Here is a 14,237-nt window from a genome sequence, read left to right as displayed (position 1 = left end):
GTTGTATTGTGTGGGTCATTCGGGTAATGCTAAGGCAGCTGCAGTAGGTCCGGTGTCTTAGGGATGCGCTTCCCTGGACTGTTGTGCCCGGTGATGTCCACTGTCGTGACAATAACCATAATTCAAGGACGCAACATGAAAAAGACACTGCTCGCCATGGCCGTACTCTGTGCCGGCCAGGCCTATGGGATGGATTTCATTCTTGATGTAAACGGCAAGTTTGATCAGCAAAAAGTGGCCGCTGAGGTCGCCGCCAAAGGTGGTGTGCTCAAGAGCTGTATTCCGCAAATTGGTGTGTGTCAGGTGGCCTTTGGCTCGGTTGATGCAGCCTCTGCAACTGGCCTGGCGCTGGTGCCTGATGCCACGGCCTTTGTGCCAGAAGTGGCCGACGCCATGGTCAATGCCCAGGAGCTGACCGTGAGCATGGATGCCGACTACGGCAATCCACCTGCCAGCGGCGATAACGATCGCTTCTTCGACCTGCAATGGGGTCACGTGGCGGTAGGCGCCGTGGATGCCTGGAACGCCGGTTACCGTGGTCAGGGCGTCCGTGTGGCGGTGCTGGACAGCGGTGCCGATGGCGACCATCCGGATCTGGCTCCCAACATCAATGCCGCGCTGAGCCGCTCCTTTATCGACGGTGAAGCCTGGGATTACGCCGGTACCACCACCTCCAACCATGGCTCCCACACCGCAGGTACTATTGCCGCCGCCGATAACGGTATTGGCTCTATCGGTATTGCCCCTGAAGCGGAACTGGTGATCCTCAAGGTGCTGTCGGCCGACACTGGCCGCGGCAGCTCCTATGGCACCATGCAGGCTATGGTTTATGCCGCCGACAATGATGTGGACGTAATCAACATGAGCCTGGGGCTGGCGGTGCGCCGCAATGGCCTGTTCGATGTGAACGACACCCCCTACGATACCTCTGACGACATTCGTTATGACGTGGGCGGCAAAGACGGTATTGCCCAGTTTATTGGCGCTTATTCCAAGGCCGCGACCTATGCCCGTCAGCATGGCGTGACCCTGTTTGCGTCTGCCGGTAACGAAGCGACCGATCTGGACAAAACCGACAGCCTGATGCACCTGCCATCCAGCCTGCCGGCGGTGAATGCCGTTTCGGCCCTTGGCCCGCAGCTGTGGGGTGCCAACCCGGGTGCCAATCTGGATAACCTGGCCATTTACTCTAACTTCGGCCAGTCAGAAATTCACTTTGGCGCACCAGGCGGCGACTACAGCAGCCTGTTTATCCCAGGCGGTACTTCACCCTGCACCGTGGCCGGTCTGACCCGTTCCTGCTACGTGTTTGACTTTGTGTTCTCCACCGGTAACAACGGCTGGTACTGGTCAGTGGGTACTTCCATGGCCTCGCCACACGCCGCCGGTGTGGCGGCACTGATTGTGAGCGCCAACGGTGGCCGCATGGACCCACCAAAACTGGAAGCGGAAATGCGCCGTCTGGCTCAGGATCTGGGCAAGCCCGGTCGAGATGATGTCTACGGTCACGGCAAGGCTTACGCCCCCGCCAACTGATATTGCTCCGCCCATAAAAAAACCGGCCGCGATTGCGGCCGGTTTTGTTTTGGTTAAGCGGCGGATTATTCCACTTTGCTTTGATCGCCTGCGCGGATCAGCGCGAAGTCATCCACCTTCACATACTTGCGGAAGGCCTTGTTCAGGTCTTCGGCGGTGAGGGCGGCCAGCTTGTCTTCGAAGGCATTGTCGAAGCTCATGGTGCGATCCAGCTTGAGGTTGCCAGCCAGGGTGCGTACCAGCTCCTTGTCCTGGGAGCGGCTGACCTTGCGACCCTGCAGCAGACCGGACTTGGCCGCTTCCACTTCTTCTGCGGTAAAGCCGTCTTTCAGCAGGCGGGCGATTTCTTCTTTAAAGCCCATTTCCACTTTGGCGAGGTTTTGTGGCGCGCAGATGGCGTAGGCGGCCAGGGCGGCGCGCTCGTCTTCGCTGCTCATGGAGAAGAAGGAACCGGCACCGTAGCTCAAACCATCCTGCTGACGCAGACGGGTGGCCAGACGCGAACTCAGGAAACCACCGCCGAGGATGTAGTTACCCAGCACCATGGCGGGCGCATCGGCGCTCATATCGCCCACAGGCACGCTCATGGAGGCAACGAAGGTGGCATTTTCCTTGTCGGGGGTGTTGAACACCACAGGCTTGTTATCCAGCTTCACGTAGGGCGATGGAATACGCTGATAGGCTTGCTTGCTCTTCCAGCCATCGGTGAGGCTCTTGAGTGATGCCAGGGTGGCGTCCTTGTCGAAGTCACCAATCACCGCAACCTGCATCTGCTTGCTGTTGAAGAAGTCGGCGTGATAACGCTTCACCTGCTTCAGGGTCAGCTTGTCCAGTTCGGCCAGTTGCTCTTCGAAGCTGCCGGTGTAGCGCGGATCATCTTTGCCATAAGGCGCCTGATGGCGATTAAGGGCATTGAAGGCCAGCGACTGGGGATCCTGCAGATTCTGCTCGATGGCAACCTTCACTTCGTCCTTGTAGAGGTCAAACTCCTTCTCGGGGAAGCTTGGGTTACGCAGCACATCTGTGATGATGGCCAGTACCGGTTGCAGATTGGCTTTGGTGGTTTCCAGCGACACAAACAGTTTGCCGTTGTTGGTGCCCACACTGACGCTGGCCTGCAGTTTATCCAGCTCTTCTTTGATTTGCTCGCGGCTGTACTTGCCTGAGCCGCGCATCAGCATGTCGCCCACTGCATCGGCGACGGCGTTTTTGCCTGACAGGCTGCGCAAATCACCAAACTGACCCGTGAGGCGCACCACTACGGCTTCACCGCGGGTCTTTTTGGCCAGCAGCGCCACTTCGGTGCCTGAGTCCAGCGTCAGGGTTTCGGTGCGGGCATCGATATTGGCCTGTGACGGGTCGAAGGCTTCGCCCTGCGCTACTTGCTCACGACCTTTGTAGTCCTTCACCAGCGCGCTGGCATCGGCTACCAGAGGGATTTCCACCCGCTCAGGTTTATCTGTGGGGATAAAGCGGCCAAGGGTGCGGTTGTTCTGGGTGAAGTAGTATTCCGCGGCGCGCTGCACATCGGCGGCGGTTACCTGCTCCAGGCGGTCGCGATTGAGGAACAGCAGACGCCAGTCGCCCATGCCCAGCCACTCAGACAGCTCCAGCGCGATGCGCTCGGAAGAGTTGAACGCCAGGGTCAGGTTTTTCAGCAGGGTGCGCTTGGCTAGTTCCACTTCTTTGTCGGTGATGGGGGTGGTTTTCACCGCTTCCAGGGTTTGCAGCATTACCGCCTGGGCCTTGTCGATGTCGGCGCTCTTATCCAGCTCCGCAAGGAAGATGGCGACGCCCGGATCCTGCCACTGGAAGTTCATGCCAAACACCGAGGTGGCCAGCTTGTTTTCCACCAGCGCCTTGTGCAGACGGCCGTTGGGGGTGGCCGACAGAACTTCGCTCAGTACATCGATGGCGGCGAAGTCTTGATGGGCACCCGGCGGAGCGTGGTAAGTGGCGCCCAGCAGCTGTACATCACCCACGCGGCGCACTGTGACCTGACGTTCACCATCCTGGGCCGGTTCAACGGTATACAGCGGCTCTATGGTGCGCTTTGGCTTGGGAATGGCGCCGAAGGTGTTTTCAATCTTGGCCAGCATGGTTTTGGGCTCGAACTTACCTGCCACGATCAGGGTGGCGTTGTCCGGCTGGTAATACTTGCGGTAGAAGTCCTGCAGCCGCTCGATGGAGACATTTTCCAGATCTGAGCGGGCGCCAATGGTGGTTTTACCGTAGTTGTGCCACTCGAACGCCGAGGCCAGCATGCGCTGAAGCGTGATGCGAAACGGGCTGTTTTCGCCCATTTCAAATTCGTTGCGCACCACGGTCATTTCGCTGTCGAGATCCTTCTTGGCGATGAAGGAGTTCACCATGCGGTCTGATTCCATAGACAACGCCCAGTCGATGTTTTCTTCGGTGGCGGCGAAGGTTTCAAAGTAGTTGGTACGGTCGGTCCAGGTGGTGCCGTTGGGGCGGGCGCCGTGGCTGCTCAATTCGGCCGGAATATCTTTGTGCTTGGGGCTGCCCTTGAACACCAGGTGCTCCAGCAGGTGCGCCATACCGGTTTCGCCGTAGTTTTCGTGCTTGGAGCCGACGTGATAGGTCACGTTAACGGTCACGGTTTCCTTGGTTGGATCGGGGAACAGCAGCACCTTGAGGCCGTTATCGAGGCGATATTCGCTGATGCCTTCTACTTCGGTGACTTTTTGAATGTCGGCGTATGCCTGAATGGGCCCCAGAGTGCCAAGGGCAAGTACCAGCGCCGTGGCGATGCCAGTGAGGCGCCGTTTGTGGATGATGGTCATGGAGACTTCCTTTTCGTTGTTGTTGGTCAATCTTGGTAAAACATCCCAACTTAACAACGATCAACCGTTACTGCCAGCACCCGGAATTTTTTTCAATGTTATCAGCGGTGCCAATAGCCGCCTTACCGTGAAGTACAGTTGACGATGACACCTGCGGTTATCTGGGAGTCCACTCCAACCCCAGCATCCAGCTGCGCCCGGGGCCGGGCACGCCCACGGCATTGTTGGGGCGAATCGCCACATCAAGGTACTCGGCATCGAGCAGATTATCGCCGTGCAGGGTGACCCTGAGCTGCGGCCGCCACTGCCACGCCAGGTGCATGCCCAGGGTGGCGCGACTGCCAAGGCGGGTGTACTCCACCGTGCTCACATCCTGAGGGTAGTCCTGTTCGTTGGCATCTTTTTTGGCGCTGACCCAAGTGGCGTACAGCGCGGCCGACCAGGGGCCGTCGGCGTAGTTCAGGCTCATCGACGCCAGGCTGCTGGCTTCGGTATTGAGCTCCAGCCCCGGATGAAAGATGTGGCTCAGCGCCAGTCGGCTTTGCCAATGCGGTAGCCATTGATATTGCCATTCAAGCTCGGCGCCGCTGATGTGCTGGGAGCCATTCACCCAGGTGCGTACCGGCTCAGGCTGGGCGACAAAGCTGTCGAGCACTGCATCTTTCAGCTCAGTGTCGTACAGGCTGATGCTGAACAGTCCCGCGGCCCATTGATGCGCCCACAGCAGTTCCAGTGTTTTGGCCACTTCGGGTCTGAGATCCGGATTGGCGGTCAGCACGTCGCTGGCACGGGAGCCGGTTTCCACCCGGCTGGGAGCGCGAAACGCCTCTGAGTACATCAGCTTCAGGCTGTGCTGGTCGCCAAGCTGCTGCACCAGCGCGACTCTGGGGCTGGTGTGGCCGCCAAAATCGCTGTAGTTGTCGTATCTGAGACCCAGGGTGAGTTGCAGTGTGTCCAGCAACGGATATTGCAGCTGGCCGAATAGCCCCTGCACGGTGCGGCCGTCGGCAGCCGACAGGTCGAACAGCGTGGGTGCCTCGCCATTGTGGGGCACTATGGCGCCGCTGGTATCTGTGAGGGTGGGATTACGCCACTCCCAGCCCAATAGCCAGCGTGCCTGTTTCCAGGGGCCCTGCAGTGTCCATTGGGTCGCCCACTCCTGCTCTTCCACCCGGCCAAAGATGCTTTGCAGCGGCCGAAAGATGGGCTCGGGTGCCAGCTGGGTGGGGGCATAAAGTTCGATGTTCTTGTGGCTGTAAGACAGCTGGCCGCTGAGGCTTATGGCGTTGGCCCAGCTGTGTTGCCAGCCAAGGCTGGTGTGCCAGCTGTCGGAATTGGCTTTGCCTGTGTCACCGGCAACATAGCCGACCACGTAAAAATCATGGCTGCGGCGGCGCTGGTAACGGCCGCTGAAGCGAAACTCATCGAAGCTGGCCTTGAGATAAAGGTCGCCAAGCTCAGCCGGGTCGCGGGCATTGACGAAATCCGGGGTGGCGGGATCGGGTGAGGGCTCGCTGAGGAGGTAGTTGTGGCCGTCTCTTTGCTCGAGGGCGCCGAATAGCGCAAGGTTGCGGGTCTGGTCGCCAAACTGCCATTGACCGCTGGCCCTGGCTACCCCCTGACTGCCGCCGCCGAGTTTCAGCGTCCTGGCGCCGCCTGTGACTATGTTTATCACCCCCATCAGGGCATTACTGCCGTAGATGGCACTGCCGGGGCCGCGGATAAACTCGATGCGCTCGGCGTTTTCGATATTGATCAGCCGATCCTGAAAGTTGCTGCCGCCGGTCCAGTCGTCGTTGATGCGCTGGCCATCAATCAGAACCAGCACTTCCCGCGATGAGGCGCCAAGGTGGCGGCCGCGGGCCGAGAGCGTGGCGTTGAGGCCACTGTCATCCATGCGCTGGGTTTGAAAGCCGGGCACCAGCGCCGCCAGTTGATGCAGATAAATCACCCCCAGCGCCTGAATGTCTTCACGGCGATACAGGCTCATGGCCGAGGGCACACTGAGCAGGGTTTCTTCGGTGAGGGTGGCGCTGGTAACTCGCAGGTTTCCAAGTTCACTCAATGACATGGACAAAAGCTTGTCCATGTCTTGTTGCTCATCCGCCAGCAGCGGCAGACATACTAAAGACAGGGACAGACCCAAGCGAAGCTTCATGCTTGCTCTCCGGATTGCCTTGGTTTTTTAGAGTGTAGTCGCCTGTGGCGAAGCTGCGAAAAAGTCCCTTTTTATCGTGGCAGGATCAGGGCTGAGGTTGCCAATGGGCGCGGCGCACGGTTACCTGACCACTGTCGACCTGATACTCCATGATCAAGGTTGGCTCGTTGCGCTGAATAAAGTAGCTGGCGCGGTAAATACAGGTGTGCGGGCTGCTGGCATAGGTGTAAGCAATGTCGGCGTCGGTGGTGGGCAGGTCGGCATCCACCACATAGGCAATGCTGAGGTCGGTACTGGTCAGGCCGTGCCAGAGCTGCTCGCAGGCGTTGAACAGGTGGGTGGCTGTGCCTTCGGTGGCGTAGGGCCAGCCGTTGGTGGTGGAGTCAACAGTGCCATCACCAAAGGTGGCAAGGTTGTCGATAGCGCCGCTGTGACCGCCGGTCAGATAGCCGCTGTGGTACAGGCGCACTGCATCTTCAAAGGCTGCGTACTGGGCTTCCAGCGCGGCGGATTTGGCCTCTGGTGCCAGATTGATAAAGCGTGGCAGGACGACGACGGCCAGGATCCCCAGCACTATGATGACAACGACGAGTTCAATCAGGGTGAAGCCGGTTTGCGATTGGCGAAGGGACATCCTCATCCTCCGTTGGGCGTGATTGGCGCGAGTTTACCCAAGTGCCTGAACGGCTGCCATGGCGGGCCGCACAAATCTGAATAATTACCGTACAGGCTTGCAAAGGGTTAATTCTGCACCGCGACTGTGGCGGTCTCGCGCCTGAAATGGTTCAAGTCGGTATCAAAACTGTTTACTGCAGTATCAAAAATGATACACACCTTAAACCCCACGAAAAGTCAGGCTTTAGCCAACTTATTTGCAACCTTTAGTTGACATAAGTGCTCACAACTTGCTTTGGTATAAATCACTAAAATCTTTTAAAACAACAGGATAATTTTTGGCATTCTCTTTGCCATATCAGTCTTCCAGGCCTGTAAGGGCTTACATCCAATAACGAGAAATATGGAGACAGTTATGAGAACCATAGTGAATGCCATACTGATGCTTGTGCTGCTGAGCGCCGCAGGGCTGGCGGATGCCTCCACCCGCACCCTGTTTGCCGGTAAGAACCAACCCATAGGCGAGGTGGAAACCTTCTTTATCGGGAACCAGCTGGTGGTGACGGCGCAGGTGACGGAAGTGGGTTGGTGCCTGGGTGCATCACATCTGTATGTGGGCAATGAAGCGCCCACAAGCGCCGCACCGGGGCAGTTCCCCTATTATCACGATCTGGGTTGCAGCTTAAGCGACACCTACATGGTGGACGTGGATGCGGTTGACCAATACGTGGCCTACCACGCCGAGAGCAAGCAATCGGCCTATCCCATCGGCGGCACCGTGTCTTACATGGTGCAGTTCCCCGGTGGCGACTCTTATTTCAACGCTTATATCAACGGCATGGGACCGCTGGATGCCTGGTGTATCGATTTTGGCCGCAGCATCTCGCCCGGCACCACCTACACCAACTGTGAGCTGCGTTCACTCAACGATCAGGACCTTGGTATTGTCGACCGTGAAGAAAACCTCGGCTACGCCTCTTGGATCCTCAATCAGGACTGGAGCCTTTATCCCGAATACAGCTGGAAAGAAATTCAGGCCGCGCTGTGGAAGCTGATTGATGACAACCCACCGGTGAATTCAGGCGGCGGCATCAGCTGGGATGAAGCCAAGGCGCTGGAAATTGTGGATATGGCACTGAGCAATGGCAGCGGCTACAACGCCGACAGCTTCGAAGGTCTGGTGCTGCTGTGCAAGAACAGCAACGACGTGGTGAATCGTCAGATCACCCTGGTGGCCGTGCCTGTGGATGGCTTCTTTATCGGTGAAGACACCGCCTGGGCTCAGGGCAGCGACAACTGGTACAACGGCAAGGGCAATATGATTGGCTGGGGCAGCTACTTCCTCGAGCCATACCCATAACCCTGAAACGTACGATAACGCGCTTGCTGCGGTCTATTGGCAAGCGCCCGTTTACTGACTAACTTGAATTTAGACACTGACGCTCCGGGGAGTTTGGATGTCACTACAAAAACAATGTCGAATCTGGTCTTTGAGCGACCTCTGTATTGAAGATAAGGTTTTGCTCGATTCGCTGGCCGCACTTGGCTGGCATTTTCCACAAGCCCCTGAATCAGGCACTGTCGGCCTGGCATTTGTACAACCGAGGGACGATTTACATCAGGTGATGGAGCGCCTGGCGGCCGAAAGCCGCATGCTGTGGATTATTGTGTGCAACAACGATCAGCTCAGCGAGCTGTCGAGGCTGTTTTCGCTGGGCATAGTGTTCGATTTCCACCATCGCCCCGTGCAGATTGAGCTGCTCAGTGCCACCCTCGGCCACGGCCTTGGGGTGCACAAGGAGCTGTTGCAGCTGCCCGAGCCTGCGCGCTTCTCCCATGATATGACCGGCCTGTATGAAAAGGCCAAGCGTATTGCCAACACAGATATTTCGGTGGTTATCCACGGCCCGTCGGGCAGTGGCAAAGAATATTTGGCCCGCTTTGTTCACCAGCACTCCGGCCGTGCTCAGGCACCTTTCGTCAGTCTGAACTGTGCCGGTTTGCCTGCAAATCTGATCCAGGATGAGCTGTTTGGACACGAAAAGGGGGCCTTTACCGGCGCCAACCAGGCCCATGCCGGGGTGTTCGAACAGGCCAATGGGGGCACCTTGTTGCTGGATGAAATCGGCGACCTGCCGCTGGAGCTGCAGGGCAACTTTCTGCAGGTGCTGCAGCAAAAGTCGGTCAGGCGCCTTGGCAGTGCCAGGTACATTCCGGTGGATTGCCGTATCATCGCCGCCAGTCACAAGCGGCTGGCCGATCTGGTGGAGGAAGGGTTGTTTCGCGAGGATCTCTTCTACCGCCTCAATGTGATCCATCTGGAAGTGCCGGCGCTGTCGCAGCGACGGGATGAAATTCTGCCGCTGGCAGACTTCTTCCTTGAGCAATACGCTGCCCGCTACGGGGTGCGCAAGCACCTGTCTACCGAGGCGCGCTTTTTGCTGCAGGAATACCACTGGCCGGGCAATATCCGTCAGCTGCAAAACGTGCTGATAAGCGCCGCCACCCTGGCGGAAACCCCGATTATTTCCGGGCAGGAGCTGAACCTGGAACACCCCCGCGCCGAACTCGAAGCGCCACTGGCACAGCAGGTGCGCTTGTTCGAGCAGCAGGTGATCCTGCGGGCGATAGGCAACAACGGCGGCTGTCGCAACAAGGCTGCCAGACAGCTGGGGATTTCCCGCCACACCCTCTACCGTAAACTCAAGCAACCGGAATAAATCCGCGCAAAATCCGGCGTCTCTTCTCAGGCTGACTATACTTGTCAAACGGGAGAGACGCCGAGCTCTTTATGCTGTGAATTCAGCACCTTTGGGTTGGCGTCAAACGCACGGAGACAACCCATGACGTCACCCCAGGACGCCACCCCCGGCATCGATATCGACCAGGCCCTGGCCAGGGTTGGCGGTAATCGCGCGCTCTTGCATGCGGTGCTGGGCACCTTTCACGAGAGTTATCAGGGCCTCAACGAGCGCCTGCACAGACTGGCCGAAGCCGACGATTGGGAGTCGCTGCGGGTGCTGTGTCACACCCTCAAGGGGTCGTCTGCCAACGTTGGTGCCATGCGCCTCAGCCACAGTGCCGGTGAAGTGGAATCGCAAATCAAAAAGGGCTATTTGCCGGTGCCGGCGGTGCTGCTGCATGAGTGTTCGGCCGCCTGGGATGAGCTGTCGCCCACAGTCGCCAAGCTGCTGGCAAGCACAGAGCAGCAGGAAACCTTCTGCGTGACCGCCACCGAGTTGGTGCTGCGGCTGGCCAAACTGCTCACCCTGATAGACACAGACTTTGTTGCCGCCGACAGCGAGTTCCTGGCATTGCGACAAGCCCAGGTTCCCGAGAAATTCCAAAGTGATTTCAGTTTATTTATCAAACAGTTTGACGCCTTTGATATGCCTGGTGCCAAGGCGTCGTTAAACCGCATGTTAGGGAGAACTTCCGATGAGTGATAAGCCCGGATTACTGCTGGTCGATGACTCGCCCGCCGAACTTCGCATTCTGATGGAGATCCTGAAGGAAGATTATCATCTGCGGGTCGCCACCTCCGGGGAACAGGCGCTGGACGCCTTAGCCGAGTCGCTGCCGGATCTGGTGCTGCTGGATGTGGTGATGGAACCTATGGACGGCTATCAGGCCTGTGAAAAACTCAAGCAGCAATTCCCTGATCTGCCGGTGATTTTTGTCTCGGCCAATACCGAAACCGATGAAATATTGAAGGGCTTTGCCGCCGGTGGGCAGGACTATATTACCAAGCCCTTTGACCCGGTTGTCCTGGGGCGCAAGGTGAGGCTGACCCTGGATCAGGTGAAGCAGCAGCAGAAACTCGGCCGCGAAAAACAGGAAGCCACCGCCATGGTAATGGCGGCCATGAGCAGCGCCGCGGATATCAGCATTATCGTCAACTTCCTGCGGGCCTCCACCAAGCTCAGGGATGCCCAGACCCTGGTGCAGGGCATTTGCGAGGCCAGCCGCAACTATGGGGTGCAGGTGTGCAGCCGTATTGTGGGGGTAAACGACAAAGCCTTTTATGCCGCATCTCAGGGGGTGGTACAGCCGCTGGAACAGGTGCTGATGGACCGAACGGCAGAGCTGGAATGTCGCATTCTGGAAAAAGGCAACCGGCTGATTTTACGCTATGAATCCGTGGTAATGCTGGTAAAGAATCTGCCGGAAAAACCAGAACGCGCCGGTGAGCTGAGAGACTATTTACTGATTTTGATGGAGGCCGCCCATGACCTCAATATGCGGGTGAAGTCCGACTCCAGCGCCGCCGAGCAGCGCATGGCCATGATGATGGAAACCGTGGACGAATCACGGGTCACCCTCCATGAAATCCGCGAGTTTCAAACCGGCTACAAGCAAAAGAACATGCAAATCATGAATGACCTGATGATGGACATTCAAACCGGCTTTTTGTCCATGGGGTTGTCGGAAGAGCAGGAGGAATGGGTTACTTCCGTCATCAAGACCAAGCTGGATGAGAGCGTGGCCCATTTGGAGTCAGGGCTGAAAGTCGATGAAAAGCTGCAACGGATCATCGAGCAGCTCGACTATATGGCCAAAACCCTCTAATCACAGCGGCAGCCGCGTTGCCACAGCAGCGCGGCGCCCAGACCGCTCAGCAACATCAGTACCGGCAGCGCCAGAAAATGCACCAGAGGTGAGACAGGTAACTGAAAATTCAGCCACAGCAGCAAAAACCAACTCAGCCCCAGATAGGCGAGCCCGGGTAAGGCGTGGGTGAGCAGCAGGTTTTTCATGTTTCCTTCCTTGTTAACTGCACGGCGTACTTTGCCGTAAAAACAGTTTAAAAAGTCATCAAGCTGGCTTAAAGTGTCGTTATTGACATATTTAAGGTTAATAGTGACATGGTCGGCAACCACATCCATTTGGCGATCCTCGTGCCAGAACAGCCCGTCATGAGCAGTGTCACCGCGCTGGTGGACCTATTCCGCCATGCCAACACGTACATAGAGCAGATGGGCCTCACCGGGCTGCCCCGGTTTGAGGTATCGCTATACTCTGCGGCTGGTGGTTGGGTAGCACAGGATGGCATGGCGGTGCAGACACTGGCGGTGACGGCCTTGCCTGCCGTAGGGGATGACTCAGACGCCCAGGGCCGGCTGCCCGATGCCGTGGTGGTGACGGCGCCGCTGATCCTCGATGGGCAGGGACTGCACCGAAACCTCGATGCCTTTGCGGTATTTGTGCCCTGGCTGGACGCCATGGCTGCCCGCAAGGTGGTGATAGGCTCGGCCTGTGCAGGCAGTTTGCTGCTGGCAGGCGTTGGCCTGCTTAATGGCCACAGAGCCACCACTGCCTGGTGGTTGGCAGCGCTGTTTGGCAAGCACTTTCCCGCGGTGGAACTGACCCTGGATGGGCTGATTGTGGAGGACGGCCAGTTTATTACCGCTGGCGCCTCGACCGCGAGTTACAGCCTGGGGCTGGCGATACTGGCGCGGCTGGTGGATGCGCGGTTTGCATCGGCCATGGCCAAGCTATTCCTTATTGACCCCAACCGTGCATCCCAGCGGGTGTTTATGGATCAGGCGCCGCAGATCCAATTGCATCCCGACCCGGAAGTCGCACGGATCCAGCGGTGGATTGCTGACAATCTGGAGGCGCCCATCGGACTCGATACCCTCGCAGACCGGTTTGCAATGGGTAAACGTACCCTGATCCGCCGCTTCAAGGCGGCACTGCACGAAACCCCGGTGAGTTACATTCAAAAGCTGCGAATCGATCGTGCCAAACAGTTGCTGGAAGGCACCGAACTGGGGCTCGAGGCCATAGTGCCGCAGCTGGGGTATGAGGATGTCAGCTCGTTTCGAAAACTCTTTGTGCAGCACACCAGCCTGACACCCAAGGCCTATCGTGAGCGCTTCCGCTCCCGTCACGGCTGTTGCCCGGCGTCTCCCTGAAGTAGAAATCTCACCTACACTGGCTAAAGTGACGTTTTTTTTACGCCAATGTGGAACTTTGGTTGCAGCTTGATGGCCAAAGTGAGGTAACGCGTTTGATTGAGGATTTGCCTGTGCACCGCACCCATTTCGACACCCGCTCCAAAGACTGGTGGCTGAGCCATTTTTTCCTGCCGTTGGGGCTGGGGTTGCTGCTGCTGAGTTTGCTCACCTGGCTTGAGACCGATTTATGGCTGTCGGGGTGGCTGTTTAAGCTGGAAGGTGGCGTGAGCAGTTGGCCGCTGCGGTATTGGTGGCTTACCGAAAACGTGCTGCACACCGGCGGACGCGACATGGTGGTATTGGCCTCGGCGGTCTTGATTGGTTTGCTGATAGCCAGCCTGGTGCATCCCCGCTTCAAGCCTTATCGGCGTGGCTTTTTGTATCTGTTGGCGTCGGTAGCGACCAGCGTGGTGTTGGTGCGGGTAGGTAAGAGCATTACCCAGGTGAATTGCCCCTGGGATCTGCAGATATTTGGCGGCCAGTTTCCCTACGCGCCTTTTCCGTTCAGCATGCAGGGGGAAGGCTTTGGCGGCCAGTGCTTCCCCGGCGGCCATTCCAGCGGCGGATTTGCCTGGATTGCCCTGTATTACTTCGCGGCGCAGTATTTCCCCAGCCGCCGAAAAGTCTTGCTGGCCAGCGTGCTTGCTATTGGTGTGATATTTGGTGTGACTCAGCAGCTGCGCGGGGCGCACTTCCTCACCCACGACATTGCCAGCCTCACGCTGGCCTGGCTGGTGGCCACCCTGATGTATGCTCTCTTTTGGCGCCGCGCTGCTGTGAGGGTAGCACCAGCACAAACACTGGAAACTGAGGCGCCGCGAAGCTCTGCCTTATAAGCGTTTGAACCATGCGGCTCTGTCGGTGCGGGCTTTATACCAAGCGCAGCATCGCCAGGGCGATTCCCAATGCCATCAAGCCATACACCCAGTAACGTCGCTGCCGATATTGCACCAGTTTGGGGTCATGGCTCTGGGCCAGTTCACCATCTTTAAGAGCGGCGCGGATATAATCGCTGCGAACCGGCGTGCCGGGCTGGCGGTTATAACTGTAGGCCTGATGCCAGATATCCGGGTAGCTGCGCTCTATGTGTTTGAGCAGCGAAACCCATGAGAATCGCTCCAGGCTCACGGCAATAAGCATCACATACATTCCATAATCCATACT

General features: G+C 57.8%; 12 protein-coding genes. 7 read left to right on the top strand and 5 right to left on the bottom strand.

Annotation, left to right across the window (positions count from 1 at the left end; genetic code table 11):
- Positions 1–135 precede the first annotated feature (135 nt).
- Positions 136–1,536, top strand: a complete 1,401-nt coding sequence (locus tag STH12_RS17775; RefSeq protein WP_164551249.1) for a S8 family peptidase — start codon at positions 136–138, stop codon at positions 1,534–1,536.
- A gap of 65 nt (positions 1,537–1,601) precedes the next feature.
- Here the strand turns inward: STH12_RS17775 and STH12_RS17770 are convergent, their stop codons facing one another.
- The 3 genes from STH12_RS17770 to STH12_RS21745 all read right to left on the bottom strand — a co-directional run bounded on the left by STH12_RS17770 (position 1,602) and on the right by STH12_RS21745 (position 7,132).
- Positions 1,602–4,340, bottom strand: coding sequence for a M16 family metallopeptidase (locus STH12_RS17770; RefSeq protein ID WP_126168791.1), 2,739 nt, complete (start codon positions 4,338–4,340; stop codon positions 1,602–1,604).
- Between the two features lie 157 nt (positions 4,341–4,497).
- Positions 4,498–6,498: a TonB-dependent receptor plug domain-containing protein gene (locus tag STH12_RS17765; RefSeq protein WP_126168790.1), complete on the bottom strand. Its 2,001-nt coding sequence runs from the start codon at positions 6,496–6,498 to the stop codon at positions 4,498–4,500.
- 85 nt (positions 6,499–6,583) lie between these two features.
- Positions 6,584–7,132 (bottom strand): prepilin-type N-terminal cleavage/methylation domain-containing protein, encoded by a 549-nt coding sequence (locus STH12_RS21745; protein ID WP_126168789.1) that lies wholly within the window; start codon positions 7,130–7,132, stop codon positions 6,584–6,586.
- Positions 7,133–7,528: 396 nt separating this feature from the next.
- On the opposite strand from STH12_RS21745, the gene STH12_RS17755 reads away from it, so the two are divergent.
- The 4 genes from STH12_RS17755 (at position 7,529) to STH12_RS17740 (ending at position 11,682) form a co-directional block, all read left to right on the top strand.
- Positions 7,529–8,473, top strand: coding sequence for a hypothetical protein (locus STH12_RS17755; protein WP_126168788.1), 945 nt, complete (start codon positions 7,529–7,531; stop codon positions 8,471–8,473).
- A 97-nt stretch (positions 8,474–8,570) separates the two neighbouring features.
- Complete coding sequence (locus STH12_RS17750; RefSeq protein ID WP_126168787.1) at positions 8,571–9,833, top strand: sigma-54 interaction domain-containing protein; 1,263 nt, start codon at positions 8,571–8,573, stop codon at positions 9,831–9,833.
- Between the two features lie 123 nt (positions 9,834–9,956).
- Entirely contained in the window at positions 9,957–10,559 is a 603-nt protein-coding gene (locus tag STH12_RS17745) for an Hpt domain-containing protein (RefSeq protein WP_126168786.1), read from the top strand.
- Entirely contained in the window at positions 10,552–11,682 is a 1,131-nt protein-coding gene (locus STH12_RS17740; RefSeq protein WP_126168785.1) for a response regulator, read from the top strand. Before STH12_RS17745 ends, STH12_RS17740 begins: the two co-directional genes overlap by 8 nt.
- Here STH12_RS17740 and STH12_RS17735 read toward each other — a convergent pair.
- The gene (locus STH12_RS17735; RefSeq protein ID WP_126168784.1) at positions 11,679–11,870 is read right to left on the bottom strand and encodes a hypothetical protein; all 192 of its coding nucleotides are present in this window, start codon (positions 11,868–11,870) and stop codon (positions 11,679–11,681) included. The genes STH12_RS17740 and STH12_RS17735 overlap by 4 nt on opposite strands.
- A 159-nt stretch (positions 11,871–12,029) precedes the next feature.
- On the opposite strand from STH12_RS17735, the gene STH12_RS17730 reads away from it, so the two are divergent.
- On the top strand, positions 12,030–13,031 hold the full coding sequence (locus STH12_RS17730) for a GlxA family transcriptional regulator (protein ID WP_164551248.1): 1,002 nt from the start codon (positions 12,030–12,032) through the stop codon (positions 13,029–13,031).
- Positions 13,032–13,144: 113 nt separating this feature from the next.
- Entirely contained in the window at positions 13,145–13,909 is a 765-nt protein-coding gene (locus tag STH12_RS17725) for a phosphatase PAP2 family protein (protein ID WP_126168782.1), read from the top strand.
- A gap of 34 nt (positions 13,910–13,943) precedes the next feature.
- Here the strand turns inward: STH12_RS17725 and STH12_RS17720 are convergent, their stop codons facing one another.
- On the bottom strand, positions 13,944–14,234 hold the full coding sequence (locus STH12_RS17720) for a hypothetical protein (protein WP_126168781.1): 291 nt from the start codon (positions 14,232–14,234) through the stop codon (positions 13,944–13,946).
- Positions 14,235–14,237: the final 3 nt, after the last annotated feature.

The sequence above is a fragment of the Shewanella khirikhana genome, assembly GCF_003957745.1.
Classification (GTDB): Bacteria; Pseudomonadota; Gammaproteobacteria; order Enterobacterales; family Shewanellaceae; genus Shewanella; species Shewanella khirikhana.
This window is presented reverse-complemented; position numbering and strand designations above follow the sequence as displayed.

Excerpts from the sequence above, each read along its gene's own strand:
- STH12_RS17775 (WP_164551249.1), top strand. The coding sequence starts at position 136 with ATGAAAAAGACACTGCTCGCCATGGCCGTACTCTGTGCCGGCCAGGCC.
- STH12_RS17770 (WP_126168791.1), bottom strand. The coding sequence starts at position 4,340 with ATGACCATCATCCACAAACGGCGCCTCACTGGCATCGCCACGGCGCTG.
- STH12_RS17765 (WP_126168790.1), bottom strand. The coding sequence starts at position 6,498 with ATGAAGCTTCGCTTGGGTCTGTCCCTGTCTTTAGTATGTCTGCCGCTG.
- STH12_RS21745 (WP_126168789.1), bottom strand. The coding sequence starts at position 7,132 with ATGTCCCTTCGCCAATCGCAAACCGGCTTCACCCTGATTGAACTCGTC.
- STH12_RS17755 (WP_126168788.1), top strand. The coding sequence starts at position 7,529 with ATGAGAACCATAGTGAATGCCATACTGATGCTTGTGCTGCTGAGCGCC.
- STH12_RS17750 (WP_126168787.1), top strand. The coding sequence starts at position 8,571 with ATGTCACTACAAAAACAATGTCGAATCTGGTCTTTGAGCGACCTCTGT.
- STH12_RS17745 (WP_126168786.1), top strand. The coding sequence starts at position 9,957 with ATGACGTCACCCCAGGACGCCACCCCCGGCATCGATATCGACCAGGCC.
- STH12_RS17740 (WP_126168785.1), top strand. The coding sequence starts at position 10,552 with ATGAGTGATAAGCCCGGATTACTGCTGGTCGATGACTCGCCCGCCGAA.
- STH12_RS17735 (WP_126168784.1), bottom strand. The coding sequence starts at position 11,870 with ATGAAAAACCTGCTGCTCACCCACGCCTTACCCGGGCTCGCCTATCTG.
- STH12_RS17730 (WP_164551248.1), top strand. The coding sequence starts at position 12,030 with ATGAGCAGTGTCACCGCGCTGGTGGACCTATTCCGCCATGCCAACACG.
- STH12_RS17720 (WP_126168781.1), bottom strand. The coding sequence starts at position 14,234 with ATGGATTATGGAATGTATGTGATGCTTATTGCCGTGAGCCTGGAGCGA.